Annotated in this window: 29 protein-coding genes; 17 read left to right on the forward strand and 12 right to left on the reverse strand. The window is 72.1% G+C overall.

The features are described 5' to 3' along the window. Positions 1 to 17: 17 nt before the first annotated feature. Both Asi02nite_RS19460 and Asi02nite_RS19465 read right to left on the reverse strand, forming a co-directional pair. Entirely contained in the window at positions 18 to 1,658 is a 1,641-nt protein-coding gene (locus Asi02nite_RS19460) for a RecQ family ATP-dependent DNA helicase (protein ID WP_203714885.1), read from the reverse strand. Between the two features lie 38 nt (positions 1,659 to 1,696). After that, positions 1,697 to 2,680 (reverse strand): TIGR03557 family F420-dependent LLM class oxidoreductase, encoded by a 984-nt coding sequence (locus Asi02nite_RS19465; protein WP_239126825.1) that lies wholly within the window; start codon positions 2,678 to 2,680, stop codon positions 1,697 to 1,699. Between the two features lie 224 nt (positions 2,681 to 2,904). On the opposite strand from Asi02nite_RS19465, the gene Asi02nite_RS19470 reads away from it, so the two are divergent. Together Asi02nite_RS19470 and Asi02nite_RS19475 are read left to right on the forward strand one after the other, a co-directional pair. Next, positions 2,905 to 4,404: a glycoside hydrolase family 3 protein gene (locus tag Asi02nite_RS19470; protein WP_203714887.1), complete on the forward strand. Its 1,500-nt coding sequence runs from the start codon at positions 2,905 to 2,907 to the stop codon at positions 4,402 to 4,404. A gap of 170 nt (positions 4,405 to 4,574) precedes the next feature. Then, the gene (locus Asi02nite_RS19475; RefSeq protein WP_203714889.1) at positions 4,575 to 5,183 is read left to right on the forward strand and encodes a TetR/AcrR family transcriptional regulator; all 609 of its coding nucleotides are present in this window, start codon (positions 4,575 to 4,577) and stop codon (positions 5,181 to 5,183) included. On the opposite strand, the gene Asi02nite_RS19480 is transcribed toward Asi02nite_RS19475, so the two are convergent. Continuing rightward, entirely contained in the window at positions 5,180 to 6,346 is a 1,167-nt protein-coding gene (locus tag Asi02nite_RS19480; RefSeq protein ID WP_203714897.1) for an amidohydrolase family protein, read from the reverse strand. The two genes, Asi02nite_RS19475 and Asi02nite_RS19480, sit on opposite strands and share 4 nt — an antisense overlap. Next, positions 6,343 to 6,627, reverse strand: coding sequence for a GNAT family N-acetyltransferase (locus Asi02nite_RS19485; protein WP_203714899.1), 285 nt, complete (start codon positions 6,625 to 6,627; stop codon positions 6,343 to 6,345). The genes Asi02nite_RS19480 and Asi02nite_RS19485 overlap by 4 nt, the downstream gene beginning before the upstream one ends. A gap of 17 nt (positions 6,628 to 6,644) precedes the next feature. Here Asi02nite_RS19485 and Asi02nite_RS19490 point away from each other — a divergent pair, with 17 nt between their 5' ends. The 9 genes from Asi02nite_RS19490 (at position 6,645) to Asi02nite_RS19530 (ending at position 12,740) form a co-directional block, all read left to right on the forward strand. After that, positions 6,645 to 7,556 (forward strand): phosphotransferase enzyme family protein, encoded by a 912-nt coding sequence (locus tag Asi02nite_RS19490; protein ID WP_203714901.1) that lies wholly within the window; start codon positions 6,645 to 6,647, stop codon positions 7,554 to 7,556. Between the two features lie 34 nt (positions 7,557 to 7,590). After that, on the forward strand, positions 7,591 to 7,917 hold the full coding sequence (locus Asi02nite_RS19495; RefSeq protein ID WP_203714902.1) for a hypothetical protein: 327 nt from the start codon (positions 7,591 to 7,593) through the stop codon (positions 7,915 to 7,917). Between the two features lie 40 nt (positions 7,918 to 7,957). Further along, positions 7,958 to 8,779 (forward strand): DUF1206 domain-containing protein, encoded by an 822-nt coding sequence (locus Asi02nite_RS19500; protein ID WP_203714904.1) that lies wholly within the window; start codon positions 7,958 to 7,960, stop codon positions 8,777 to 8,779. A gap of 123 nt (positions 8,780 to 8,902) precedes the next feature. Continuing rightward, positions 8,903 to 9,373, forward strand: a complete 471-nt coding sequence (locus tag Asi02nite_RS19505) for a phage holin family protein (protein ID WP_203714906.1) — start codon at positions 8,903 to 8,905, stop codon at positions 9,371 to 9,373. Then, positions 9,370 to 9,711 (forward strand): DUF3618 domain-containing protein, encoded by a 342-nt coding sequence (locus Asi02nite_RS19510; protein WP_203714908.1) that lies wholly within the window; start codon positions 9,370 to 9,372, stop codon positions 9,709 to 9,711. Before Asi02nite_RS19505 ends, Asi02nite_RS19510 begins: the two co-directional genes overlap by 4 nt. Positions 9,712 to 9,785: 74 nt before the next feature. Continuing rightward, on the forward strand, positions 9,786 to 10,058 hold the full coding sequence (locus Asi02nite_RS19515) for a DUF4235 domain-containing protein (protein WP_203714910.1): 273 nt from the start codon (positions 9,786 to 9,788) through the stop codon (positions 10,056 to 10,058). 66 nt (positions 10,059 to 10,124) lie between these two features. After that, positions 10,125 to 10,823, forward strand: coding sequence for an LppX_LprAFG lipoprotein (locus tag Asi02nite_RS19520; RefSeq protein WP_203714916.1), 699 nt, complete (start codon positions 10,125 to 10,127; stop codon positions 10,821 to 10,823). Continuing rightward, on the forward strand, positions 10,801 to 12,369 hold the full coding sequence (locus tag Asi02nite_RS19525) for an MFS transporter (protein ID WP_203714918.1): 1,569 nt from the start codon (positions 10,801 to 10,803) through the stop codon (positions 12,367 to 12,369). Before Asi02nite_RS19520 ends, Asi02nite_RS19525 begins: the two co-directional genes overlap by 23 nt. A gap of 167 nt (positions 12,370 to 12,536) precedes the next feature. Further along, positions 12,537 to 12,740, forward strand: a complete 204-nt coding sequence (locus Asi02nite_RS19530; protein WP_007075740.1) for a cold-shock protein — start codon at positions 12,537 to 12,539, stop codon at positions 12,738 to 12,740. Between the two features lie 113 nt (positions 12,741 to 12,853). Here Asi02nite_RS19530 and Asi02nite_RS19535 read toward each other — a convergent pair whose 3' ends face one another. Together Asi02nite_RS19535 and Asi02nite_RS19540 are read right to left on the reverse strand one after the other, a co-directional pair. Beyond that, the gene (locus tag Asi02nite_RS19535) at positions 12,854 to 13,063 is read right to left on the reverse strand and encodes a hypothetical protein (RefSeq protein ID WP_203714920.1); all 210 of its coding nucleotides are present in this window, start codon (positions 13,061 to 13,063) and stop codon (positions 12,854 to 12,856) included. 4 nt (positions 13,064 to 13,067) lie between these two features. Continuing rightward, entirely contained in the window at positions 13,068 to 14,048 is a 981-nt protein-coding gene (locus Asi02nite_RS19540) for an aldo/keto reductase (RefSeq protein ID WP_203714922.1), read from the reverse strand. A gap of 98 nt (positions 14,049 to 14,146) precedes the next feature. On the opposite strand from Asi02nite_RS19540, the gene Asi02nite_RS19545 reads away from it, so the two are divergent. Together Asi02nite_RS19545 and Asi02nite_RS19550 are read left to right on the forward strand one after the other, a co-directional pair. Then, a complete protein-coding gene (locus tag Asi02nite_RS19545) occupies positions 14,147 to 14,935 on the forward strand; it encodes a methyltransferase domain-containing protein (RefSeq protein WP_203714923.1) in 789 nt (262 codons plus the stop codon). Beyond that, positions 14,932 to 15,954: an adenosine deaminase gene (locus tag Asi02nite_RS19550; RefSeq protein WP_203714925.1), complete on the forward strand. Its 1,023-nt coding sequence runs from the start codon at positions 14,932 to 14,934 to the stop codon at positions 15,952 to 15,954. Before Asi02nite_RS19545 ends, Asi02nite_RS19550 begins: the two co-directional genes overlap by 4 nt. Positions 15,955 to 16,041: 87 nt before the next feature. Here the strand turns inward: Asi02nite_RS19550 and Asi02nite_RS19555 are convergent, their stop codons facing one another. From Asi02nite_RS19555 to Asi02nite_RS19575, 5 genes are all read right to left on the reverse strand, one after another. Continuing rightward, on the reverse strand, positions 16,042 to 16,650 hold the full coding sequence (locus Asi02nite_RS19555) for a hypothetical protein (protein WP_203714927.1): 609 nt from the start codon (positions 16,648 to 16,650) through the stop codon (positions 16,042 to 16,044). A 40-nt stretch (positions 16,651 to 16,690) separates the two neighbouring features. Next, on the reverse strand, positions 16,691 to 18,058 hold the full coding sequence (locus Asi02nite_RS19560; RefSeq protein WP_203714929.1) for a sensor histidine kinase: 1,368 nt from the start codon (positions 18,056 to 18,058) through the stop codon (positions 16,691 to 16,693). Between the two features lie 29 nt (positions 18,059 to 18,087). Beyond that, positions 18,088 to 18,777 carry a response regulator transcription factor gene (locus Asi02nite_RS19565; RefSeq protein ID WP_203714931.1) on the reverse strand — a complete coding sequence of 230 codons (690 nt, stop codon included), beginning with the start codon at positions 18,775 to 18,777 and terminating at the stop codon, positions 18,088 to 18,090. Between the two features lie 91 nt (positions 18,778 to 18,868). Then, positions 18,869 to 19,258: a nuclear transport factor 2 family protein gene (locus tag Asi02nite_RS19570; protein WP_203714932.1), complete on the reverse strand. Its 390-nt coding sequence runs from the start codon at positions 19,256 to 19,258 to the stop codon at positions 18,869 to 18,871. Between the two features lie 68 nt (positions 19,259 to 19,326). Further along, the gene (locus Asi02nite_RS19575) at positions 19,327 to 20,802 is read right to left on the reverse strand and encodes an MFS transporter (RefSeq protein WP_203714933.1); all 1,476 of its coding nucleotides are present in this window, start codon (positions 20,800 to 20,802) and stop codon (positions 19,327 to 19,329) included. Between the two features lie 151 nt (positions 20,803 to 20,953). On the opposite strand from Asi02nite_RS19575, the gene Asi02nite_RS19580 reads away from it, so the two are divergent. Continuing rightward, a complete protein-coding gene (locus tag Asi02nite_RS19580) occupies positions 20,954 to 21,517 on the forward strand; it encodes a TetR/AcrR family transcriptional regulator (protein ID WP_203714934.1) in 564 nt (187 codons plus the stop codon). Here Asi02nite_RS19580 and Asi02nite_RS19585 read toward each other — a convergent pair. Next, positions 21,514 to 22,671, reverse strand: coding sequence for a class I SAM-dependent methyltransferase (locus tag Asi02nite_RS19585; protein WP_239126826.1), 1,158 nt, complete (start codon positions 22,669 to 22,671; stop codon positions 21,514 to 21,516). The genes Asi02nite_RS19580 and Asi02nite_RS19585 overlap by 4 nt on opposite strands. Positions 22,672 to 22,767: 96 nt before the next feature. On the opposite strand from Asi02nite_RS19585, the gene thrS reads away from it, so the two are divergent. The 3 genes from thrS to Asi02nite_RS19600 all read left to right on the forward strand — a co-directional run bounded on the left by thrS (position 22,768) and on the right by Asi02nite_RS19600 (position 26,402). Then, positions 22,768 to 24,774: a threonine--tRNA ligase gene (gene thrS, locus Asi02nite_RS19590; RefSeq protein WP_203714935.1), complete on the forward strand. Its 2,007-nt coding sequence runs from the start codon at positions 22,768 to 22,770 to the stop codon at positions 24,772 to 24,774. Then, positions 24,774 to 25,286, forward strand: coding sequence for an HIT family protein (locus Asi02nite_RS19595; RefSeq protein ID WP_203714936.1), 513 nt, complete (start codon positions 24,774 to 24,776; stop codon positions 25,284 to 25,286). Before thrS ends, Asi02nite_RS19595 begins: the two co-directional genes overlap by 1 nt. A gap of 192 nt (positions 25,287 to 25,478) precedes the next feature. Further along, positions 25,479 to 26,402 carry a CapA family protein gene (locus Asi02nite_RS19600; protein WP_239126827.1) on the forward strand — a complete coding sequence of 308 codons (924 nt, stop codon included), beginning with the start codon at positions 25,479 to 25,481 and terminating at the stop codon, positions 26,400 to 26,402. Positions 26,403 to 26,435 lie beyond the last annotated feature (33 nt).

Genomic DNA, 26,435 nt, shown 5'->3' on the forward strand with positions numbered 1-26,435 from the left:
ACCAAACGACAGCGTAGTCAACTCGGGTCGGCGACGAGCAGGCCCTGCTCCGAGACCACGGGCACCGACAGGGTCTTGTACCCCACCTCGTCGAAGAGCACCGTCATCCGGTCCTCCTCGTAGCCCATCACCATCCCGGAGCCCCATTCCGCGTGCCGCACCGTGGTGTGCACCGGGAACGGGCCCACGGCGCCGTCGTCGGGCACGCCCCGCCCGGCCACGCAGTTGTCGCAGTGGCCGCAGGCGTGCGTGAGCTTCTCCCCGAAGTAGGCGAGCAGCGCCTGGCCGCGACAGCCGCGCGCCTCCGCGTACCCGCGCATCATGTCGGTCCGGGATTTCTGCAGGCTCTGCTGCCGCTCGGCCTCCGCCACGGCGAGCGCCGCGACCTCCGCCGCCGGTGGCGCGTACCGCGGGCTCGCGACCTTGCCGCCCGATCGGGTGACGGCGCCGCCCACCTGCTCGAGCAGGGCGACGAGCTGGCCCAGCTTGCGGGCGCCCAGGCCGGTGCGCTCGCGCAGTGTCGCCTTGGTCAGCGGCCCGTCGGCGCGCAGCACGGCGGCGAGATCGCGCAGCTCGTCCACGGACGGGAGAGCGCCGGTGAAATACCGCTGGAGTCCTTCGTCCTCGGCCCGCCAGAGCAGCAGCGTACGGGCGGGCAGGCCGTCCCGGCCGGCGCGGCCGATCTCCTGGAGGTAGCTGTCCGGCGAGTCTGGCAGGGCGACGTGCGCCACCCAGCGGATGTTGGGCTTGTCGATGCCCATGCCGAACGCGGACGTGGCGACCATGATCGGCACCTTGTCGGCCAGGAACTCCTCGTGCAGCGTCTCGCGGGCGCCCGCCGCCATGCCGCCGTGGTAGTGCGCGGCCTCGTACCCGGCGTCCCGCAGCCGCGCGGCCAGCTCCTCGGCGCCGCGCCGGGTCGGCACGTAGACGATGCCCGGCGTCTCGCCCTCCGCCAGCAGGGCCTGCAGCCGGCGCCAGCGGTAGTCCTCGGTCGCGCAGTTGTTGGCCTCCAGGAACAGGTTCGGCCGGTCCAGCCCGGTCACCATCACCTTGGGCCGCTCCAGCCCGAGCCGTTCGACGATGTCGTCGCGTACGGGCGGCGAGGCGGTCGCGGTCAGCGCGATAACGGGCGGCCGGCCGAGGGCCCGGATCACGTGCCCGAGCGCGAGGTAGTCCGGCCGGAAGTCGTGGCCCCAGGCCGAGATGCAGTGCGCCTCGTCGATCGCGACCAGCGACGGCCGCAGCGCCTTGACCGCCTCGAGCCGCTTCGGGTCGGCGAGCTGCTCCGGCGTGATGAACAGGAACTCGGCCCGCCCGTCGCGCAGCGCCTCGAGCGCGGCCTCCCGCTGCTTCGGCGTCTCGGCCGAGGAGATCCGCACCGCGTGCAGGCTGGCCGCGCCGCGCCGGGCGAGGCCGCCGATCTGGTCCTGCTGCAACGCCAGCAGCGGGGAGACGACCACGGTCGGGCCCGGCAGCTGCGTCGCCGGCACCTGGTAGAGGGCCGACTTGCCGGCGCCGGTGGGCATGACCGCGAGCACGTCGTGACCGCGCAGGATCGCGCGCATGGCGTCGAGCTGGCCGGGTCGCAGGGTCTTCCAACCGAAGAGGCTGCGGGCGACCCGGCGCAGCCGCAGGGAAGTGATCGTCGACTTCATCGCCGAGCCGCGTTACCCGGGGCGCCCGCGCCCGAAACTCACCGGCGCAGCTTCGGCAGCACCGCCGACGCGTACAGGTCGAAGAGCCCTTCGTAGTGCGGGCCGGTGTTGGCCACGTAGACCTCGTCGAAGCCCGCCTGCGCGTACCGGTCGATCATCTCGAGGTGCGCCTCGGGGTCGTTGCCGCAGACGAACGCCTCGGCGACCTTCTCCTTCGTGGCGAGCTGCGAGGCCTGCTCGAAGTGCTTCGGCGTGGGCAGGATCTGGGAGAGCTCGCCCGGCACGGCGGCGTTGGGCCACTTCTCGAACGCGATGTCGGCGCCCTCGTCGGCCGTGCCCGCGAACGCCGCCTTGAACCCGCCCTGGGCCGGCTTGTCGCCGCCGCCGCTCTCCCGGAAACCCTTGACGAGGTCCGCGTCGGGCATCGTGCAGACGTAGCCGTCGCCGATCCGGCCGGCCAGATCGACGGCCTTGGGGCCGAACGCGCTGACGTAGACGGGCGGCGGCGTGTCGGGGAGGGTGTAGAGCCGGGCGTTGCGGACCGTGAAGTGCGGGCCGCGGTGCGAGACCACGCCGCCCTGCCACAGTTCCCGCATCACCGCGACCGCCTCCTCGAGCATCTCCAGGCGGACGTCGGCCTCGGGCCAGTCGTCGCCGAGGATCTGCTCGTTGAGGGCCTCGCCGCTGCCCACGCCGAGGACGAACCGGCCCTCGTGCAGGACGGCGCTGGTCGCCGCGGCCTGGGCGAGCACGGCCGGGTGGATCCGGGTCGTCGGGCAGGTCACGGCGGTGGTGACGGGCAGCGTGCAGACCTGGCTCAGCGCGCCGATCGTCGACCAGACGAACGGGCTCTGGCCCTGGGCGTCGACCCAGGGGTGGTAGTGGTCCGATCCACAGTGCCTCGAACCCGGCCTGCTGGGCCTGCTTGGCCTGGGCGAGCAGCTCGGCGGGGGTGTACTCCTCCGAGGACAGGAAGTATCCGATACGCATGCGGCGTGCGTACCCGCGCCGGGGCCGCTCATGCCTGGGTCATTTGAAGATGCGCCGGATCGCGTACACCAGGACGAGGGTGCCGAGGATCGCACCGAAGATCTGGACACCGGGTACGTCGTACCAACTCACGTTCTCCGCCGCCGCCATGCCGGCAGCGTAGCGCCGTTCATAATTGGAAAGTTTGTTGACTATTTCCGTGGCTGGTGTGACCATTTCGGGGACCGAAGCCTTGTCCTAGCGGGGGGATACACACATGACCGAGCCTGGCGGCGAACTGCTGCGGCTGGCCGCGACCGTTCTGCAGCCCGGGTTCGTGGGCACCGCGCCGCCCGACTGGGTGCGCCGGTGGCTGGGGGAGGGGTTGGGCGGCGTCGTGCTGTTCGCCCGCAACGTCCAGACCCCCGCGCAGATCGCGGAGCTGACCGCGGCCCTGCGCGCCGAGCGGGCCGACGTGCTGGTCGCCATCGACGAGGAGGCCGGTGACGTCACCCGGTTCGAGTCGCGCGCCGGCAGCTCGCGTCCCGGCAACCTGGCGCTCGGCGCGGTCGACGACGTCGCGCTGACCGAGGAGGTCGCCCGCGATCTCGGCCGGGAGCTGGCCGCGGTGGGCGTCAACCTCGACTACGCACCCGACGCCGACGTCAACAACAACCCCGACAACCCGGTCATCGGCGTACGCAGCTTCGGCGCCGACCCCGCCCTCGTCGCCCGCCACACGGGGGCGTGGGTCACGGGCCTGCAGTCGGCCGGCGTCGCCGCCTGCGCCAAGCACTTCCCGGGCCACGGCGACACGGCCGTCGACTCGCACCACGACCTGCCGCACATCCCGCGCGACCGGGCGGGCCTCGACGCGATCGAGCTGCTGCCGTTCCGCTCGGCGATCGCGGCGGGCGTCCAGGCGGTGATGACCGGCCACCTGCTGGTCCCGGCCGTCGACCCGGCCCTGCCGGCCACGCTGAGCCGCTCCGTCCTGACCGGCCTCCTCCGCGACGAGCTCGGCTTCCAGGGCGCGGTCATCACCGACGCCATGGAGATGCGCGCGGTGGCGGCCCGCTTCGGCTTCGAGGAGGGCGTGGTGGCCGCCCTGTCGGCCGGCGCCGACGCGATCTGCGTGGGCGGCGAGAACGCCGACGAGGACGTCGCGGTGCGGCTGCGGGCGGCGATCGCCGAGGCCGTGGTCGCGGGCCGGCTCGCCGAGGAGCGCCTGATCGAGGCCGCGAAGCGGGTGGAGCACCTGGCCGCCTGGGCCGCGACGGCGCGGGCGGCGGCAGACCTGGGGCCGTGGTACGGCGCCGCCGGCTCACCCGTCGGCCTGGCCGCCGCCCGGCGGGCCGTGAAGGTCACCGGCGCGGGCCGGTCGCTGCCGCTGACGGCGCCGCCGCACGTGGTCGAGCTGTCGCCGCCGGCCAACGTCGCCGTCGGCACCGACACCCCGTGGGGCGTCGCGGCGCCGCTGGCGGCGCTGCTGCCGGGCACGACGGCGGTCCGCCTGACGGAGGCGGACGCGACCGACCCGTCCGTGGTGCTGGCGCCGGCCTCGAACCGCCCGCTCGTCCTGGTGGTCCGCGACCTGCACCGGCACGCGTGGATGGGCACCCTGGTGCGGGCGTCCCTGGTCGCCCGGCCGGACGCGGTGGTCGTCGAGCTGGGCGTCCCGGCCGCCGTCGTCGGCACGACCCACATCGCCACCCACGGGGCCACCCGCTCCAGCGGCCTCGCGGCCGCCGAAGTCCTCGCCGGCGGCCAGGCGTAGCGGAGGCACCCGCGACCTGACCGCATCCGACGGCCCAGCCACCCAGGTTCGTTCCTGGTGGCTGGGCCGTCGCCGTGTTGTCGGCTGTTGTCGGCTGATTCTGGCGGAGTGAGTGCTCACTCCGGTAGTGTTCTTGACCTGAACACGTGTCGAGGTTCGAGGGTGGGGGCATGACCGAGAGCGAGATCCGGCGGCGCGCGCCGGGAATGAGTCCCGAGCAGCGTCGGGAGGCTGTCGTCCGGGCCGCGTTGCCGCTGGTCGGCGAGCACGGCGCGGCCGTGACCACCGCCCAGATCGCCCGAGCCGCGGGCATCGGCGAGGCGACGATCTTCCGCGTCTTCGACGACAAGCAGGCCGTCCTGGAGGCGGTCGTGGCCGCCGCGCTCGATCCGACCGTCGTGCTGCAGGAGCTGCGGTCGGTCTCGCTCGACCAACCGCTGGCCGTCCGCCTGGTCGACGCGGCCGACGCGCTGGAGGCGCACTTCGCCCGCGTCGGGTCGGTGCTCGGCGCCCTGCACGCGACCGGCCACACCGGACACCGCCGCCCGGCACCCCAAACGGGCGACCGGGAGCGGTCGGTCAGCGCCACCTTCGAGGCGGTCGCCGAGCTCATCGAGCCCGACAAGGACCGCCTCCGGCTGCCGGTCGAGACGCTCACCAACGCGTTCCTGGGGCTGCTCTTCCCGGCCCGCGTCGGCGGCCCCAGCGGCCCCCGCACGGTGGCGATCGAGGACCTGGTCGACGTCCTCCTCTACGGCGCCGTCAAACCGGAGAGCTAACGCACCCGCACGCCGGCGCGGAAGACAGCCTGGACCTCGCGGAGCGCCGTGATGTCGGTGGTCGGGTCGCCGGTGACCGCCAGCAGGTCCGCGTCGTAGCCCGCCGCCACCCGGCCCTTGGTCGCTCCCACGCCGATCGCCGCCGCCGCGTCGGAGGTCACCGCGCGCAGGGCCGTCTCCGGTTCGTCGCCGAAGAGCAGGAACATCTCGGCGGCGTACGGGAGCACGTCGTGCGGTTTCGACGGGTCGATGCCGGCGTCGCTGGTCACGATCATCCGGACGCCGGCCCGGCGCTGGCGGGTGAAGATCGCCGTCAGCGTGGCCGACAGGGCCGCCGACCGCGGGTTGACCGGCTGGCCCGGCAGATAGCCCAGCGTGGCCGAGACGACCGTGCCCGCCGCCGCCACCTTCGCGATCACCGCGTCGTCCGCGGCGGCGCCGTCGGGCGTCAGGAACGAGGCGTGCTCGATCGTGTCGAAGCCCGCGTCCACCGCGGCCGCGACCGCCTCCGCGCTGTGGGCGTGGGCCGCCGCCGGCAGGCCGTGGCGGTGCGCCTCGTCGGCCGCGACCGCCAGCTCCGCGGGCGTGAACTGCATGAGGAACGGCCGGGTGCCCGGGGTGATCTCGCCGCCCGTGGCGAGCACCTTGACCACGTCGACGCCCCGCGCCGCGTGCGCGGCGATCGAGGCCCGGATGGCGTCGACGCCCTCGACCTCGCCGCCGAGCCACCAGCAGTGGCCGCGCGGGCTGGTCAGCGGCGGGCCAGCGGCGAGCACGTGCGGGCCGGTGTGCGGCGCCGCGTCGAGCTCCGCGCGCAGCCGGCGGGCCACGTAGCCGCGGTCGCCGAGGTCGCGCACCGTCGTGATGCCCGTCTGCAACGCCCGGGTGGCCGCCACGCGGGCGCCGCGCAGCAACTCGTCGTCCGAGACCGCCTGGAGGCGGCCGACCGCGTCGGTGCTCGCGTCGAAGACCAGGTGGGTGTGCGCGTCGACCAGGCCGGGCAGCAGGGTGACCGCGCCCAGGTCGAGCACGTCGACGTCGGGTGCGACGGGCTCGTCGTGGGTGACGCGGACGACGGTGCGGTCCGACACGTACACGACGGGGTTCTTGGTGGTGCGCGTCCCGTCGAAGAGGCGGGCGGCGCGGATGGCCCGTGTGGTCATTCGCCGGCCAGCAGATCCTGGTATTCCGGGTGCTTGTCGATGTAGCCGGCGACGAACGGGCACTGCGCGTAGACCCGCAGCTGCCGCGAGCGCGCCTCGTCGAGCACGGCGCGGGCCAGCTTGCTGCCGAGACCCTTGCCCTCGAACCGCGGGTCGATCTCCGTGTGGGTGAAGGTGATGGCGCCTTCGCGAAGACGGTAGGCCGCGAAGCCGGCCACCTCCCCGTCGGCGGAGATCTCGAAGCGGTTCCTGCCGGGGTTGTCGTTGACGACTGTTTCCACGCCTACAGTTCTACATCGTGATCCGCCCACTGCGGTCCCTGCTCGCACCGGCCGACGTCGCCGCGCTGGTCCGGGACGCCTACGACCGGCCGGTGACCGGGGCCCGGCTGCTGCGCACCCTCGTCAACGACGTCTACCGGGTCGAAACCGGGCAGGGCTCGCTCGTGCTCAAGCTCTACCGGCACGGCCGGAGCGTGACCGAGGTCGCCTGGGAGGCCGACCTCGCGGCGCACCTGGCCGACCGCGGCGTCCCGGTGACGCGGGCGCTGCCGCTGGCGCACGGCGCACCCGTGGGGACGCTCGACGCACCGGAAGGGGAGCGGGCCTACCTGCTCTGGGAGTGGGCACCCGGCGCGCTGCCCGGCGCCGCCCTCGACGACCGCACGGCCAGTACGTTCGGCCGCACGATCGCCACCTTCCACACCGCCGCCGCGGACGCCCCGCCGCCACCCGGTCGCGGCCCGCACGGAGAGCCGCCGCTCGACGCGCTTCGGGCCGCGGTCGACCCGGCCGACCGGAAGCTGCTCGACCTGCTCGCCGCGGCGCTTCCGGAGCGGATCGCGGCAGCGGGCCTCGAGCGCGGGATCTGCCACGGCGACGTCTCGCTCGACAACGTCCACCGCGACGGGGACCGGCTCGTCCTCTACGACCTGGACCGCGCGGGCGGGGACTGGCTCGCCGCCGACCTGACCGGCGTCGCGACGACGCCGTGGTGGCCGGCGTTCCTCGCCGGCTATCGCGACGTGCGCCCGTTCGGTGCCACGGCCGTCGCCGCCCTGCCCTGGCTCACCGTCCGCAACCTGCTCGCCAACCTGCGATTTCACCTGGTCGACAAGCCCACCTTCCGGGGCACGGACTCGATCGGTGAGGGCTGGGCCGACCGTGAGCTCGCCGCCCTGCGGGCCGCCGCCGGGCGGTTGCTGGATTAGTCCCGGGTGGACGGCACTCCGTACCCTTGGCCGGGTGAATACGCGACGAACGACCGTGAGCCTTCTCGCGGCGCTCGCCCTTGGCGGCGCCCTTCTCGCCGGCTGCAGCTCCGAAGGAGCGTCCACCAACTGCGGCCTCGACCAGTGCACCGTCACCTTCGACCGGGGTGTCCAGGGCAACGCCAGCATCCTGGGCGTGGACGCCAAGTTCGTGCAGGCCGACGCCGACACCGTCACGCTGGAGGTGGCCGGTGAGCAGATCCAGCTGACCACCGGTGGCCAGGCGGTCGACGTCGGCGGCCTGCAGGTCTCGCTGTCGTCCATCACCGACAGTGAGGTTTCGGTCCAGATCTCCCGCTAGGACGTTTGAGAAGCTGGCATGGCGGGGCACATTGACCGCCATGTCAGCAGTCAGTCGCGCCGAGTCAACGGCGACCCGGGCCGCCAACAGCTCGGGCCTCGAAGCCCTCACCCGGGCCGGGTTCATCGGCTACGGGATCGTCCACCTGCTGTTCGCCTGGTTGGCCCTGCAGATCGCGTTCGGCAAGCCGGCCGCCGAGGGCGACCAGTCCGGCGCTCTGATGACGCTGGCCGAGCAGCCGCTGGGCACGTTCCTCGTGATCGCGATCGCGGTCGGCCTGCTCGCGATGTCGATCTGGCAGCTCTCCGAGGCGATCATCGGCCACCGCGACGAGCGGGGCAAGCACCGCGTCTTCGAGCGGATCGCGTCGGCGTTCCGGACCATCGTGTACGCGTACTTCGCCTGGACCGCCTGGAAGGTATTCAAGGGCTCCCCGTCGTCCACCGCCGACACCCAGCAGCAGAAGACACAGGACCTGCTGGCCAGCGGCGGCGGCCGGGCGGTCGTGATCATCGCCGGGCTGGCCCTGGCCGGGCTCGGCATCGGGCTCGTGGTCTACGGGGTGAAGAAGAAGTTCGCCAAGCACCTCAAGACCGGCGAGATGTCGCCGCAGACGCGCAAGACCGCGCTCCGGCTCGGCGCTGCCGGCTACAGCGCCAAGGGCGTCGCGTACGGGATCGCCGGCGTGCTGTTCGTCGTCGCGGCGGCCACCTACGACCCCGCCAAGGCCCGCGGCCTCGACGCCGCGCTGGAAACGCTGCGCGACCAGGCGTACGGCGCTATTCTCCTGACCCTGATCGCTGTCGGAATTGCCGCTTTTGCGCTGTTCTGCTTCCTGCAGTCGAAGTACCGCAAGGTCTGACAGACTGATCATCGGATATGTCCGTTCCGCGGTGTATCCGCCACGCACCTGTGACTCGCTCCGGACACGAGGATTGACCGGAGCGGGCACGGGGCATACGAAAGCCTCGAGAGAGGGGGCCCGATGGTCGACGCCCGCAACGCCGCCGCACCACCACGTGCCGATGCCGACCCGTCGACGTCGGAGCTGGTGCAGCGCGCGACCGAACAGGTCTCGCGGCTCGTCCGCGACGAGCTCGCGCTGGCCAAGGCCGAGCTGACGCAGAAGGCCAAGCACGCCGGCATCGGCGCGGGGCTCTTCGGCGGCGCCGCCGGCCTGGCCTACTTCGGCATCGCCGTGCTGATCGCCACCGCCGTGATCGCGATCGACATCGCGCTGCCGCTCTGGCTGTCGGCGCTGATCGTCGGCGCGTTCCTGCTGATCGTGGCCGGCCTGTTCGCCCTCGTGGGGCGCGGTCAGATGAAGCGCGCGGTGCCGCCGGTGCCCGCCGACGTCACCGAAGGGCTCAAGGCCGACGTGCAGACCGTCAAGGACGGCTTCCGCGGCAACGGCCACCACAAGAACGGGCACGTCGCAGGGGGTGCGGGGCGATGACGGCAGCGAGCAACGGCCACAGCAACGGCAACACCACGTCGTCCGACCCGGCCGTGCTGCGGGCCGAGATACGGCGCACGCGTGCCGAGCTCGGTGAGACGGTCCAGCTCCTCGCCGCGAAGGCCGACGTGAAGGCGCGGATGAAGACCTCGGCCAGCCAGGCCCGCGACCGGTTCAAGTCGAAGGCCAGCACGGCCGCTTCGCGGATGCGGGACACCAACGGCGGCCGGCCGGCGAGCCAGCTTCGCCCGAATCCGGTGCCGGTGGCAACGCTGATCGGCGTCGCGGCCAGTGCGGTTGCTGTCATTCTGTTGGTGATGCGTCGGCGTCGCCGCTGAAGGCGGCGGCGTTGGTGGCTCAGCGCCGCCGGTAGGCCCGGCGGCGGTCCGAGGTTTCTACGGGGGGAACCGAAGTGACCAGGCAGATCAGCAAAGCCAACTACAAGCCGATCGGCATCGTGCTGGGCCTCGCGGCCGGCACGCTGTCCGGGATGGTGTTCCAGCGGATCTGGGCGATGAGCATGCGCAGTGCGGCACCGCATCCGATCGACGAGGACCGCGGCTGGGGCGAGGTGCTGCTCGCGGCCGCGCTGCAGGGTGCGATCGTCGCGATGATCCGCGCCTCGATCGACCGGGCGGGGGCGACGGGGGTCCGGAAGTTCACCGGCCATTGGCCGCACGACTAGAGCGGCACGGCTTCTCGGCCGCACGACCAACGCGGCGGGGCGCCCGGGGGTGAGTAGCATCCCCGTATGCGCCCTCCCCGCACATTCATCATTGCCGTCCTGTTGGCGGCCCTGGCCTCGGTCAGCGCCTGCGGTGACGACGACAGCGGCGCCGCCGCGGGTGACCCCAACCTGCCCGCGGCCTCGACGCTGCTCCCGGCCGCGGCCGCCAAGATGCGCGCGATCACCGCGGCCGCGTTCGACATCACGACCGAGGGGGACACCGGCGCGCTGCCGATCAAGTCCGCCAAGGGCGCGATCGACCACACCGGCACCGCCGAGGGCACCGCGACGCTGGAGCAGGTCGGCATGCCCATCGAGCTCACCTTCGTGGCCAAGGACGACACGCTCTACGTCAAGGGCCTGACCGCCGGCTGGCAGAAGGTGCCGCTGGCCCAGGCGGCCGCGCTCTACGACCCGACCGCGATCCTCGACCCCGACCGGGGCATCGGTGCGGTCCTCTCCGACGCCAAGGGCACCACGAAGGGCAAGGAGACGATCGACGGGGCCGAGCACTACCTGGTCGACGCGACGTTCGACGGGGCGGCAATGGCCAAGCTCGTGCCCGGTGTCACCGGCGACGTGACCGGCACGGTCTGGATCGGTGCCACGGACTCGCTGGTCCGCCAGTTGCGGTTCACGGTGCCCGGCGACGGCAAGGGCACCGTCACGATCAGGTTCAGCGACTTCGACAAGCCGGTCGATGTCGACGTCCCCGCCGTCTAGCCGCGGCCGCCTCGCCCTCTCGGCGGGCGGGGTGGCGGTGCTGCTGGCGGCGCTCGACGCGTACGTCGTCGTGACGATCCTCGTCGAGATCATGAAAGACCTGCAGGTCCCGGTGAACCGGCTCGAGCGGATCACGCCGGTGGTGACCTGCTACCTGCTCGGCTACGTCGCCGGCATGCCGCTGCTCGGCCGCCTCTCCGACCGGTACGGGCGCCGCCTGGTGATCCAGATCTGCCTGGCCGGTTTCGCGGCCGGCTCGCTGGTCGCCGCGCTCGCGCCCGGCCTGGTCACGCTCGCGATCGGCCGCGCCGTGCAGGGCCTGGCGGGCGGGGCGCTGCTGCCGGTGACGATGGCGCTGGCCGCGGACCTGGTGGTCCGCCAGCGCCCGCTCGCCCTCGGCCTGGTCGGCGCCGCACAGGAGCTGGGCAGCGTGCTGGGGCCGCTCTACGGCGCCGCCATCGCGGCCGTGGCGGGCTGGCGCGGGGTCTTCTGGATCAACCTGCCCCTGGCCGCCCTGGTCGCCCTGGCGGTCCACCGGGGCCTGCCCGGGCGCGCCGATGCCCGACGGGAGCGGCAGCCCGTCGACGTCGTCGGGGGACTGCTGCTGGCGGTCGCGCTGGGGCTGCTGGTGGTCGCGCTCTACAACCCCGACCCGAGCGTGGGCGTGCTGCCGAGCTGGGGCTGGCCGGCGCTGGCCGGCGCCGCCGTGGCCGTGGTCGCGTTCGTGATCTGGGAGGCGAAGGCCCGCACCCGGCTGCTCGACCCGGCCGGCGCGCTGCTGCGCCCGTTCTCGGCCGCGCTGGTCGCCAACCTGCTCGCCGGTGCCGCCCTGATGGTCACGCTGGTCGACGTGCAGTTGCTCGCCCAGACCGCGCTCGGTCGCGACGGGCTCGACGGTGCGCTGGTGCTCACCCGGTTCCTGGTCGCGCTCCCGGTCGGGGCGGTGCTCGGCGGGCTGCTCACCCGGCGGCTCGGCGAGCGGGTGGTGACCGCCGCCGGGCTCGCGCTCGCCGCGGTCGCCTACCTGCTGATCGCGAACTGGCCGGCCGACCTGGCCGCCGCACGCTGGGGCCCGCTGCCCCGGATGGACACCGACCTCGCGCTCGCCGGCCTCGGCCTCGGACTGGTGATCGCGCCGCTGTCGGCCGCGGTGCTCCGGGCCGTGCCCAGTGCGCAACATGGAATCGCTTCCGCGGCCGCGGTTGTCGCCCGAACGGTGGGCATGCTCGTCGGTGTCGCCGGCCTGACCGCGTGGGGACTGCACCGTTTCCAGGAGTTGACCCGCGACCTCGTACCCCCGCTCGGGTTCGGTGTGGACGCTGCGACCCAGGCGCGGCGACTCGCGGATTACCAGGCGGCGGTCGCGGCCGCGCTCCGTCAGGAGTACCGAGAGATTTTCCTGGCTACGGCCGTGTTGTGCGGGTTGGGAGCGCTCGTCGCGCTCGCATTGGCGGGGCGGGACGTCAATGCCCGTGGCCCGGCTGTGGCCGTTCCGGTATCGAACTCTGCGCCCGCAGATCACATGTCGGAGAAATTCGTCGGGTAGGCTATGCGGAGTTTTTCGGTACGTGGTTTGCTGGTCCCCGCTGTTGAAGAGACATCGGGGTAGAGAGACCTCCTTCGTTGAGATGGAGGCCGACTCAGGCGCCGCTGCTCGAAAACGGCCAACCGGCCGCACGGCGTTCGGCCGCCAGTTTCGACAAGGAGATACACATGGCGCAGGGAACCGTGAAGTGGTTCAACGCAGACAAGGGCTTCGGCTTCATCACCGTCGACGGCGGGGGTGCTGACGTGTTCGTCCACTTCTCGGCCATCCAGACCAGCGGCTACCGCACGCTGGAGGAGAACCAGCGGGTGGAGTTCGAGATCGCGCAGGGCCAGAAGGGCCCGCAGGCCGAGCAGGTCCGCCCCATCTGACGTTTCGAGAACCAGACGTGAGTGGCCGGCGACCGCCGGCCCATCGAGTAGGTTGAGCCCCGCCCGCCGATCGGCGTACGGGGCTCGACTTTTTGCCACGGCACCCGCCACGGTCATCGGGGCTGCCGCTTCGCGCGGTTGCGGGCCCGCAGCCCGACGACCAGCAGGGCGAGGCCGATGACGACGAAGATCGGGCCGATGATCGCCCAGACGTCGTCGCCCGACATGAGGCTGCCCCGCAGGTAGCCGAGCCCCTGCAGGGTCCACACCAAACCGACGACCACGGCCAGCAGGCCGAGCGTCAGCCGGAACCAGCCCGTCATGCGGTCACCACCGGTCGTGGACCGCCGGCCGGATGAGCTCGTCGTAGGTCTCGCGCACGCCGGCCAGCGCCTCGGGCGTCAGCGCAGGCAGGTCGGCCGTGGCCTGGTTGCCGCGGGCCTGCTCCGGGCCGCGCGCGCCGGGGATGACCACCGTGACGCCGGGCTGATCGATCACCCAGCGGAGCGCGAACTGGGCCATGGTCACGCCGTCCGGCACGTACTGCCGCAGCCGCTCGACGGCCCGCAGCCCGGTCTCGTAGTCGACGCCCGAGAACGTCTCGCCGACGTCGAACGACTCGCCGTGGCGGTTGTAGGTGCGGTGGTCGTCGGCCGCGAACGTCGTGCTGGCGCTGTAGCGGCCGGAGAGCAGGCCGCTGGCCAGCGGGACGCGGGCGATGATGCCGACGCCGGCCGCCCGCGCGGCGGGCAGCACCGCGTCGAGCGGCTTGAGCCGGAACGCGTTGAGGATGATCTGCACGCTGGCCACGTGCGGCCGGGCGATCGCGGCGAGCGCCTGGTCGACCGTCTCCACGCTGACGCCGTACGCGGCGATCGCGCCGTTGTCGACCAGCGCGTCGAGCGCGTCGAAGACCTCGTCGTCGTGGAACACGGCGGTCGGCGGGCAGTGCAGCTGCACCAGGTCGAGCCGGTCGACGCCGAGGTTGGCCCGGGACCGGTCGGTCCAGGCCTTGAAGTTGGCGGCGGTGTAGTTGGCGGGCTCCTGCGGCACCCGGCGGCCCATCTTGGTGGCGACCATGAGCGGTTCGGGCCGGCGGCCCAGGAACTGGCCGATGAACTGCTCACTGCGGCCGTCGCCGTAGACGTCGGCGGTGTCGATGAAGGTGGCACCGGCGTCGACGGCGGCGTCCAGGGTCGCGAACGCGTCGTCGGCGGTCACCTCGCCCCAGTCGGCGCCGAGCTGCCAAGCGCCCAGACCCACTACGGAAACGTCGCGGCCGAGACGGCCGAACTGGCGGAACTCCACGAGGGCACCCTATCTAAAACGTTTAAAGGTCCTTGCTCGCGGCCCCGACCGATCCTTACTCTGTAACAAGACGTACGTACGGTTTGGAGGCTATGCCAATGTGGGATCCGAATGTCTACGGCCGGTTCGGTGACGAGCGCTCACGGCCTTTCCACGAGCTTGTCGCCCGGATCCCGGTGGCCGCGCCGCGGCAGGTGGTCGACCTCGGCTGCGGGCCTGGTGTCCTGACCGTCACGCTGGCGGAGCGCTGGCCCGACGCAGTGGTCCGGGGCATCGACTCGTCCACCGAGATGATCGCTTCAGCCCGCGCACTCGGGTCCCGGGTCGACTTCGCCCTGGGCGACCTGCGCGACGTCACGCCCGCCGGCGTCGACGTGCTCGTCTCCAACGCCGCCCTGCAATGGGTGCCGGACCACCTCGCGCTGCTGGACCGCTGGGTGGGCGCCATGGAGCCCGGGGCGTGGCTGGCCTTCCAGGTGCCCGGCAACTTCGCCTCGCCGGCCCACGACGCCGTCTACGCGCTGGCCGCGGACCCCCGCTGGGCGCCGACTCTCGGCGGGGTCGTGCGGCGGATGCCGGTGCCCTCGGCGGCGGCGTACGCGACCCGTCTCACCTCGCTGAACTGCGCGGTGGACGCCTGGGAGACTACCTACGTGCACGTCCTTCCCGGCGGCGCCGACCACCCCGTCCTCGCGTGGCTCGAGGGCACGGCCCTGCGACCGGTCCGCGCCGCCTTCGGCGCCGGCGCCGACTCGGCCGGCTGGTCCGCCTACCGCGCCGAGCTGGGTGAGTGGCTGGCCGAGGCCTACCCGCTCAGCGCCGGCCGCGCGTTCTTCCCCTTCCGCCGCGTCTTCGTCGTGGCACAGATCCAAGGAGCGTCCTCTTGACCGACCTCGACGCGTTCATCGCCGGCCTGCCCAAGGTCGAGCTGCACGTGCACCACGTGGGCTCCGCCTCACCGCGGATCGTCGCGGAGCTGGCCGCCCGGCACGCCGGCAGCACCCCGGTGCCGACCGACATCGACGCGCTCGCCTCCTACTTCGAGTTCAGCGACTTCGCGCACTTCATCCAGGTCTACCTCTCGGTGGTCGACCTGATCCGCGAGCCGGAGGACGTCCGGATCCTGACCTACGAGGTCGCCCGCGAGCTGGCCCGCCAGCAGGTGCGGTATGCGGAGCTGACGGTCACGCCGTACTCGTCGGTGCGCCGCGGCATGCCGGCGCCGGAGTTCTGCGCGGCGATCGAGGACGCGCGCCTGGCCGCCGAGAAGGAGCTGGGCATCGTGCTGCGCTGGTGCTTCGACATCCCGGGCGAGGCGGGCCTGCCGTCGGCCGAGGAGACGTTGCGGATCGCGCTGGAGGAGCGGCCCGACGGCCTGGTCTCGTTCGGCCTCGGCGGTCCCGAGGTGGGCGTGCCGCGCCCGCAGTTCAAGCCCTACTTCGAGAAGGCGCGGGCGGCGGGGCTGCGGCTGGTGCCGCACGCCGGTGAGACGACGGGCCCGGAGACCATCTGGGACGCGCTGCGGGAGCTGGGTGCCGAACGGATCGGCCACGGCATCTCGGCGGCCCAGGACCCGGCCCTGATGGCGCACCTCGCGGCCGAGGGGATCCCCCTTGAGGTCTGCCCGACCTCCAACGTCCGCACCCGCGCGGTGGCGAGCCTCGACGAGCACCCGCTGCCGACACTGGTGGCGGCCGGCGTGCCGGTGACGATCAACTCCGACGACCCGCCGATGTTCGGCACGACGCTCAACCAGGAGTACGCGGTCGCGGCGCGCCTGCTCGACCTGGACGCGGCCGGTGTGGCCCGCCTCGCCGTCGCGGCGGTGGACGCGTCGTTCCTGCCCGCGGGGGAGAAGAGCCGGATCACGGAGGAGATCGACGCGTACGCCGCGACGGCCGGCTGAAAAAGCGGGACCAACCGCGGACGTGGCAGCGAAGCGGTGTCCGGCGGGAGCGACGGTCGCGCCCACCGCGCACCCGGGACAGCGCTCTTATCGCTTGGCCGTGGCTTTGGCCTTGGCTTTCGGTTTGCGCGCGGCTTCGCGTTCGGCTTCGCGACGCCGGCGGCGCAGTGCCAGCGCGAGCCCCACGCAGACGATTCCGCCGACGACGGCGATCGCGATGAGCAGCCAGGCGCTGCCGTTGCCCCCGTCGTCGGCGGCGTTCCCGGCGGCGGCGTTGCCCGAGGCGGCGAGCGGCGTCGGCGCGTCGCAGTTGGACTGCTGCGTGTTGTTGGCCGTGCCGACGTCGAACGCGGCGTTGCAGGTGCGGGCGATCGGCGGGCCGAACTCGACTGTCACCGCCCACTTCCCGGCCGGCAGCGTGCTCATGTAGACGAGCGTGCCCGGCGCCGACGACTGCACCATCTTGGCCGGCGCGACCGCCGTGCCGTCGGCCTCCTTGGCGGTCAGGGTGGCGTCGACGAAGCCTTCGGCCGGGTGCCCGTCCTCGTAGGTCACGTTGACCCAGACGGACCCGCGCCCGTCGTGGTTGACGGTGATCTTCGCTCCGCCGTGCGCCAGGGCCGGTGCCGGCCACAGCAGCAGGGCGAGAACAACGGCGAGGAGCGGACCGGCGGCGCGCCGGAGCGTGGGCTTCACCGCGCCAGTATCGCCGCCGGTCGATCGTCTGCGAAAGGGGTCAGCCGCCGCCCTGCTTGCGGCGGCGGCGGGCGGCGGGCTCGCGGGCCAGGCGGCCGACGAGGCCGAAGCGGCTGACCTGCTTCTCCGGGGTGTCGGGGTCGCGCAGCAGCATGACGACGCTGGCGCCGCCCAGCTGCGCCTGGTCGATGCTGACCGAGCCGTGCGCCTGCAGCGTGACCCGCTTCGCGATGTCGAGGCCCAGGCCCGTCGAACCCCGGTCGCTGGCGCCGCGGCGCAGCGCCCGTTCCGGGTTGGCGATGCCCGGGCCGGCGTCGTCGACGCGGACCGCGATGTAGCCGTCGCGCCGGGAGATCGCCACCTCGAACGCCGTGGCCTGCGGCGTGTAGCGGAACACGTTGCCGATCACCGCGTCGAGCGCGGCGGCGAGCTCGGCCCGCGGCACCGGCACCTGGATGCGGGTGTGCGCGCCGACCACCCGGTGCGGGCGGTTCTGGTCGTCGGCGAGCTGGGACCAGAACACCATCCGCTCGCGGACCACCTCGCTCGCGTCGCAGCTGCCGGGGCCGGCGTCCTGCGAGATCGTCTTGCGGGTGGTCTTGATCAGCACGTCGATCTCGCCCTCGAGCGTCACGATCGCCTGCCGGATGCGCCGGATCGTGCGCCGCCGGTCGAGCTCGGCCTCCGTGAACGAGCCGATGCTGGTGTCGTCGGAGTCCAGGGCGTCGGCGTCGAGGCGCAGCACCGTCAGCGGCGTACGCAGCCGGTGCGACAGGTCGGCGACCAGCTCGAACTCGTCGGTGCGGGTGACGTTGAGCCGTTCGGCCATCCGGTTGAAGGCCAGGCCGGCCTCGGCGAGCTCCTTCGGGCCGCTGGGCTTGACGCGGTAAGTCGAGTCGCCGTCGCCCAGCGCCACCGCCGCCTTCGCCAGCGTGCGGGCGGCCTCGACCGCGCGGCCGGCGATCCGGTCGACCACGATCACGGTGACCACGACCAGGGCCAGGGCGATGCCGAACAGCAGCAGCCAGGTCTGCCCGGAGCCGCCGGAGAGCACCGGATCGGTGACGAACACCTCGATCACGGCGATCCGGTTGCCGACGCGGACGGGCTCGAGCCGCAGCGCCCCGCCGTCGACGTCGACCACCACCGGGTCGGTCCCGGCCGAGGCGCGGGTGATGTCGACCTCGGCCGCCCGCGACTTGGCACCGGCCTCGATGCCGTGCACGTGGATGTCGCCGCCGGCCGCCTGGATCACGGTGGCGAGCTGGTCGGTGTCGGCGTTGACGGCGAGCGCCCCGGCCACGACGCCGCTGCGCCGGGCCGCCTCGGACAGCGCGTCCTCGCGGTTGTCGCGCTGGATCGCGATGCCGAGCGGAATCAGGAACGCCAGAGCGACGATCGTCGTCATGCCGGCCGCGAGCGCGGCCAGCGCCGGCCTCAGTCGGGGGCCACCAGCCGGAACCCGACCCCCCGCACGGTGCGCAGGTAGCGGGGTTTCGCCGCGGACTCGCCCAGCTTGCGGCGGAGCCAATACAGATGAACGTCGATCGTCTGATCCTCGCCGACGGACGGCTGGCGCCATACCTCCTCCAACAACTCCCGGCGGGAGACTACCCGGCCCGGGCGTGCCGCGAGGTAGGCCAACAGGTCGAACTCTTTGCGCGTCAATGCGAGCGCCTCGCCGTCGAGGGCGGCGCTGCGCTCGCCGACGTCGACGCGCAGCCCCCCGACCTCGTGCACGGCGGGCGCGACGGTGCGGCTGGCCCGGCCGACGCGGCGCAGCACGGTGGTGATGCGGGCGTCGAGATGGGCGCCGGTGAACGGTTTGACCATGTAGTCGTCGGCGCCGGCCCGCAGCAGCCGGACGATGCCCTGCTCGTCGTCGCGCGCGGTGGCGATGATGATCGGGACGTCGGTGATGCCGCGGAGCATGCGCAGGGCGTCGGCGCCGTCGAGGTCGGGCAGGCCGAGGTCGAGCACCACCAGGTCGGGTGTCTCGGCCGCGACCCGGCGCAGGGCGTCGAGGGCGGTGCCGACCGCGTGGACTGCGTGCCCGCGGTCGGCCAGGGACCGCAGCATGGCGCCGCGTACGACATGGTCGTCTTCGACCAGGAGGACCGTGGCCACGTGAAGAACCTACTGCCCTTGGCAAGTCGGCGAGCGGGCACACTGTCCGTCATCCGACCAGCTCCGCCCGATTCGCCGGACTTACACCGTCTTAATCGGACATAGCGGTCTGGCCCGGCGGAGAGAACGGCCATTCCTCGAATTCCCGACTTCGCCCGTCGGGGCCGAACCGGATGACCCACAGGTCCCGGTACTCGTGCGGCTCCGGTTCGGCGTAGCGGACCTCGAGGCGGACGACCGCGGTATCGCCGTCGACCGCCACGATCTCGCTCGTCATCGTGAACGGCTCGCCGGCGCTGTCCCGCTCGGCCTCCCACATGGCGGCGATGGCGGGCAGGCCCACGACCGGTTCCTCGTACGGCCCCCGCCAGTAGCGGGCGTCGTCGGTGAAGATCTGGTTCAGGCCGTCGGTGCCGGGCGTACGCCAGAGGTTCTCGTACGCGTCGACCCAGTCCGCAACCCGGTTGCGTGCGTCATCCATGCCGGCATCTTTCCCAAACGACGACGGGTCATGGGTGAAACCGCCCATGACCCGTCGTCGCCCCTCCGTCAGGCCGCCTCGACGACGACCTCCGGCTCCCGCTGGGCGACCGGGCGGCGGACCGAGCGGAAGCTCAGCGCCACCACCAGGAGGCCGGCCGCGATCACGACCGAGACGATGTTCGCCACGTTCATGCCGTGCACGAAGCTGACCGGATCGGTCGCGCCGGCGGCACCCTCGGGACCCACCGCGGCGCCGAACACCGCGATCAGCACGGCGAGCCCCAGCGTCGCGCCGACCTGCTGCATCGTCTGCAGCACGCCGCCGGCCACGCCCGCGTCGCGCGGTGCGACCGAGCCCATGATCACCGGCGTCAGCGGCACGAAGATCAGGCCGCCGCCGAGGCCGAGCAGGAACATCGGGCCGAGCAGCGATCCCGCGTACGAACTGGTCGTGGTGAGCTGCGTCAGCCAGGCCAGGCCGGCGATCATCAGTGGCGCGCCGGTCAGCGCGAGCGGCCGCGGGCCGATCCGGTGCAGCACCCGCGGCACGAGCCGGCTGACCGCGAAGATCGAGCCCGCCATCGGCAGGAACGCGAGCCCCGTGGCCAGCGGGCCGAAGTGCAGCACGATCTGCACGTACTGGGTCAGGAAGTAGAACGCCGACATCATCGCCGCGGGCGCCAACAGGAAGCCGACGTAACCCACCGCGCGGTTGCGGTCCTTGAACAGGCTCAGCGGTACGAGCGGCTGCGCGGACCGCATCTGGACGGCCAGGAACGAGACGAGCAGCACGACGCCGAGCCCGAGGGCCGTCAGCGTCTGCCCGGCGGTCCAGCCGTGCGACGAGGCGTGGATGAAGCCGTAGGTCAGTGCGCCGATGCCGAGCGTGGCGGTGGCCGCGCCGGGCCACTCCAGCCGGCCCTGGTGGCGCTCCGGCTCCCGGACGTGCCGGGGCGCGAGCAGCACCGCGGCGAGGCCGAACGGCACGTTGATGAACAGCACCCAGCGCCAGGACAGCACGTCGGTCAGGACGCCGCCCAGGATCAGGCCGATCGCGAAGCCGGCGCTGGCCATCGCCGAGAGCAGGGCGAGTGCCCGGATCCGCTGGCGTGGCTCGGTGAACGTGGTGGAGATCAGCGCGATCGTGTTGGGACCGGCCATCGCGGCGCCGACACCCTGGGCGACCCGGGCGACCAGCAGCCAGGTCGCGTTCGGGGCGAGGCCGCCGACCAGCGAGGCGATCGTGAACAGCGCGATGCCGGCGACGAACAGGCGGCGCCGGCCGAGGATGTCGCCGGCCCGGCCGCCGAGCAGCAGCAGGCCGCCGAAGGTCAGGGTGTACGCGTTGATCACCCAGGACAGGCCGGCGGTGGAGAAGCCGAGGCCCTCCTGGATGTGTGGCAGCGCGACGTTCATGACGGTGCCGTCGACCACCAGCATCAGCTGGGCGGCCACGATGATCAGCAGCGCCAGCCGGCCCGGCGCGCGGGCCTCGGTGCCGGCGCTCGAGGTGATCGCCGGCGCGGACGTTTGAGTGGACAAGATTCTTTTCCCCCGGGAGGCGTGGAACCGGAGAGACTCTCCGCTTTGCTCGTGAGCTAGCATATGGAGGACGTCTCCGATTGGCAACACTATCCGGAGGCAGTCTCCGGAAACAGTGTGTTGCCCCACAGGACCTGGAGGTGCGGGAGCGGTGACGACCGAACGTCCGCTGCGCGCCGACGCGCGCCGCAACCGGGAGAAGGTGATGGTGGCCGCCCGCGCGGCGTTCACCGAGCACGGCGAGAAGGCGACGCTCGACGACATCGCCCGGCGGGCCGGGGTCGGCCCGGGCACCCTCTACCGGCACTTCCCCGACCGCGAGACGCTGCTCGCCGAGGTCTACCGCAACGACATCGAGGTGCTGGCCGAGCGCGGCCGCCGGCTCCAGGAGCAGTTCCCGCCCAGCCGGGCGTTCGCCGAGTGGCTGCGGATGCAGTTCGACTACATCAAGAGCAAGCGCGGCCTCGGCACGGCGGTCAAGCAGATGCTCGGCACCGGCTCGCCGACGCTGGTGGAGTGCAAGGGCATCATGCGCGGGGCGATCGGCGACCTGCTGGTGCGCGCGCAGGAGAGCGGTGAGATCCGCAAGGACGTGGAGCCCGACGACGTGCTGCGGCTCGTGCACGGCGTCGTGCTGGCGACGGAGACCGCCCCGGAGATGGCCGACCGCTTGCTCGGCTTCGTCCTGGACGGCCTCCGTCCCCCTTCCGCTTAAGCGGGCGAGCCTGGCATCTTCAAGACCCAGCGGTACGCCTGCACCAGCCCGGTGTCGAAGCCGGCCGCGGAACCCCAGAGGAACAGCCGGAACCGGCGGTAGAGCGGCTCACCCCAGCGGGCCACGATCTCGTCACGCCGCGCGTCGAGCCGCTTCGCCCACTCCCGGCAGGTCAGGTAGTAGTTGTGCCGGTCGTCGTCGAGGCTGATCAGCTCGAACGGCGAGCGGGCGACGTGGCGGAGATACTGGTGCAGCAGCAGCGGCGCCGAGTTGCCCGGATAGATGTAGCGCTTCATGAACGTCGAGATCCCGTGCTTGCGGCGCATCGCCAGCGCGTCGAGATAGACCCGGCCGCCGGGCTTGAGCAGCTCCGCGTACTTCGCCAGCGTCGTCTTGTAGTCGGGCAGGTGCTCCGTGACGCCCATGTTGACGATCGCGTCGAACTTCTGGTCGCTGCGGTAGCCGAAGATGTGCTGGCGCACCACGTTGACCGGCAGCTGCTCGCGGGCGAACAGGTCCTTGAGGTAGCGCTCGGACTCGACCGCCAGTGTGGTCGTCGTCACGTCGATGCCGCGCCGGGCCGCGTGCTCCGAGAACGCGCCCCAGCCGCCGCCGACCTCCAGCACCCGGTCGCCGGGCTTGACCTCGATGGCCTCGAGCGCGAGGTCCATCTTGCGGGTCATCGCGTCCTCCAGCGGCTCGTCGTCGCTGGCGAAGACGCCCTCGGTGTAGCAGCGGTGCCGGGTGTCGAGGAACGTCAGGAAGAACTCGCTCTCCTCGTCGTAGTGCTGGGAGATGGCCCGGCGGTCGTTCTCCTTGCGCCCCTGGATCAGGGCTCCCGGGGTGAACCGGGACAGGAAGGCGATCGGGTGGAAGTCGTTGAAGAACCGGCGCATCCGCAACGCGGCGGCCAGGTCGCCGTCGACGTCGATCCAGCCCTGGAGGTACGCGACCGCGACCCCGAACTGGTCGAGGGCACCCAGCGGCTTGGCGCCGCGCGGGTCCTTGACGGTGATGGTGAAGACCGGGTCGCCGGTGCCGATCACCGCGGGGGATTGCCCGGGCGGTGCGACGGCGAACGGGACGGCCGGCTGGTTGGCGGAAAACGACTGGTAGCGGCGCCGCAGCGTGGCGATCATGTCCGACGGGCTCACGAGGTGAATGTAACCCCGAGGTACGGCTGATCGCAGCGTCGCCAGGCGTGATGACTAGCATTTACCCAAACGTCCTACCGACCGAGGAGACCCGCCGTGTCCGCACCCCGTACCCCCGCAATGGCCGACCCCGTCGTCGTCGCCGCGGGCACGACGGCGGCCGACGCGGTGGCCGCGGCCGGCCTGCCGATGAACGGCCCGAAGGCGATCGTCGTCGTGCGCGACGGCCAGGGCCGCCTGCTCGACCTCGACTGGGCGCCTGCCGCGGAGACCACGGTGACCCCCGTGGCGATCGACGAGCCCGACGGCCTCGACGTGCTGCGGCACTCCACCGCCCACGTGCTCGCGCAGGCCGTGCAGGACGTGTTCCCCGAGGCCAAGCTCGGCATCGGCCCGCCCATCGAGAACGGCTTCTTCTACGACTTCGACGTGGCCAAGCCGTTCCAGCCCGACGACCTCGCCAAGCTCGAGAAGCGGATGCAGGAGATCGTCAAGTCCGGGCAGCGGTTCCGCCGGCGGGTGTTCGCCTCTGCTTCCGACGCGCGCGAGGAGCTCGCCGACGAGCCCTACAAGCTGCAGCTCGTCGACATCAAGGGCACCGGCGAGCTCGACTCCGAGGAGACCGTCGAGGTCGGCGGCGGCGAGCTGTCGATCTACGACAACGTCGACGCCGAGAGCGGCAAGACCTGCTGGTCCGACCTGTGCCGCGGCCCGCACCTGCCGACCACCCGGCTGATCGGCGCGTTCAAGCTGATGCGCTCGGCCGCCGCCTACTGGCGCGGTTCCGAGAAGAACCCCCAACTGCAGCGGGTGTACGGCACGGCGTGGCCGACCCGGGACGCGCTCAAGGCGTACCTGAAGCTGCTCGAGGAGGCCGCCCGGCGCGACCACCGCAAGCTCGGCGCGGACCTGGACCTCTTCTCCTTCCCCGACGAGATCGGCTCGGGTCTCGCGCTGTTCCACCCGAAGGGCGGGATCATCCGGCGCGAGCTGGAGAGCTACTCGCGGCAGCAGCACGAGGTCGCCGGCTACGAGTTCGTCAACAGCCCGCACATCACCAAGGGCCACCTGTTCGAGACCTCGGGGCACCTGCCGTACTACAAGGACACGATGTTCCCGCCCATGCAGCTCGAGGGCGCGGAATACTTCCTCAAGCCGATGAACTGCCCGATGCACAACCTGGTCTTCAAGGCCCGCGGGCGGTCCTACCGGGAGCTGCCGCTGCGGCTGTTCGAGTTCGGCACCGTCTACCGCTACGAGAAGTCGGGCGTCGTGCACGGGCTGACCCGGGTGCGCGGTCTGACGATGGACGACTCGCACATCTACTGCACCCGCGAGCAGATGGCCGGGGAGCTGCGGTCTCTGCTCTCGTTCGTGCTCAACCTGCTGCGCGACTACGGCATCGACGACTTCTACCTCGAGTTGTCGACCCGCGACGACTCGCCCAAGTTCATCGGTGACGAGGCCGACTGGGCCGAGGCGACCGCGGAGCTCGAGTCGGCCGCCCGCGAGTCCGGGCTGGAGCTCGTCGCCGACCCGGGTGGCGCGGCCTTCTACGGTCCGAAGATCTCGGTGCAGGCGCGCGACGCGATCGGCCGCACCTGGCAGATGTCGACGATCCAGGTCGACTTCAACCAGCCCAAGCGGTTCGGCCTCGAATACCAGGCGGCCGACGGCACCCGGCAGCAGCCGGTGATGATCCACCGGGCGCTGTTCGGCTCGATCGAGCGGTTCTTCGGCATCCTGACCGAGCACTACGCGGGCGCGTTCCCGGCGTGGCTCGCGCCGGTGCAGGTGGTCGGCATCCCGATCCGCGACGACCACGCCGGCTATCTGCAGTCATTCGTCGACGCGTTGCGGGCCGAGGGGATCCGGGCCGAGGTCGACACGTCGGACGACCGGATGCAGAAGAAGATCCGCACCGCCCAGCAGCAGAAGATCCCGTTCATGGCGATCGCGGGCGACGACGACGTGTCGGGGTCGACGGTGTCCTTCCGCTACCGGGACGGGTCGCAGCGCAACGGCGTGCCGCTGGCCGAGGCGGTGTCGCACGTCGTCGACGTGGTGCGGTCGCGTACGAACGTGTCGCCGTCGGCGGCCTGATGACTGACGCCCCTGACGGCCTGGAGCGGCTGTGGACGCCGCACCGGTTGGCGTACATCAAGAGCGGCGGGGACAAGTCCGACGAGGGGTGCCCGTTCGACCGGGCGCCCCACCTGCCCGACGACGAGAGCCTGGTCGTCGCCCGGGGCAAGGTCGCCTACGCGGTGCTGAACCTCTATCCGTACAACGCGGGTCATCTGTTGATCTGTCCTTATCGGCACGTGGCGGACTACACCGACCTCACCGACGAGGAGGTGGTCGAGGTCGCGTCCCTCACGCAGGAGGCGATGCGCACGGTCCGCCGGGTCAGCGGGGCGCACGGGTTCAACATCGGCATCAACCAGGGCTCGGTCGCGGGGGCCGGGATCGCGGGTCACCTGCACCAGCACGTGGTCCCGCGGTACGGCGGCGACGCCAATTTCATGCCGATCGTGGGGCAGACGAAGGCTCTGCCCCAATTGCTCACCGACACCCGTGACCTGCTCTCGGACGCTTGGGGGACGGGAAGCTGAGGCTTTCTCTCGTACCCTCTCGCCATGGGACGAGGGCGGGTACGGGCGGCTGTGCTGCTGTTGGCGGCGTTGACGGCCGGATGTGCCGGCGAGGCGGCCGGTGAGCCGCGGTGGCGGTCGGGCGGGTCGGCACCTCCCGCCGCGTCTCCTTCTGGTTCGCCGCCGTCCGGTTCGCCGTCGTCCGCTGCCGCTTTGTCCGATCTGACGTTGGCGTTCGCCGGGGACGTGCATTTCACCGGGCGGACGCTGGCGCTGCTCGACAAGCCGGCGACCGCGTTCGGCGGGATCAGCTCGACGCTGGCCGACGCGGACCTGACGATCGTCAACCTGGAGACCGCGGTGACCGGGCGGGGGACCCCCGAGCCGAAGCGCTTCCATTTCCGGGCGCCGGACACCGCGTACGCGGCGCTGCGGTCGGCCGGCATCGACGCCGCGTCGGTGGCCAACAACCACACCCTCGACTACGGGCAGGTCGGGCTGCTCGACACGCTGTCCTCCGCGGCCGACGCCGAATACCCGATCTTCGGGGCCGGGCGGAACGCCGACGAGGCGTACGCGCCGTGGATCACGACGGTCCGGGGCGTACGCGTGGCCGTGCTCGGGATGTCGCAGGTGGCCGAGCTGTCGGGGTCGTGGAAGCCGACCGACACGCGGCCGGGGGTGGCGATGGCGTTCGACGGTGCGAAGGCGTCGGCGGCGGTGAAGGCGGCCCGCGCGCGGGCCGACCTGGTGATCGTGTTCATGCACTGGGGCGTCGAGGGCAGTTCGTGCCCGAGCGGGCAGATGAAGACGTTCGCGCGGCGGATGGCCCGCGACGGCGCCGACATCGTGCTGGGCACGCACGCGCACACCCTGCTGACGGACGGCTGGATCGGCTCGACCTACGTCCACTATGGATTGGGCAACTTCCTCTGGTACGGCAACTCGCACAGCACGGACTCGGGTGTGCTGAAGCTGACCGTGCGCGGCTCGTCGGTGGTGCGCAACGAGTTCCTACCGGCGACGGTCTCGTCGAGCGGCCAGCCGGTGCTGGTGTCCGGCACCGCGAAGAAGAAGATCGAGGACAAGCTCCGCGTCGCGTCCCGGTGCACCGGCCTGGCCGCCGCGCCGTCCTGATGTCACCTTCCGACCCCGCTCGTGGGTCGTAGT

Source organism: Asanoa siamensis, assembly GCF_016862555.1.
Classification (GTDB): domain Bacteria; phylum Actinomycetota; class Actinomycetes; order Mycobacteriales; family Micromonosporaceae; genus Asanoa; species Asanoa siamensis.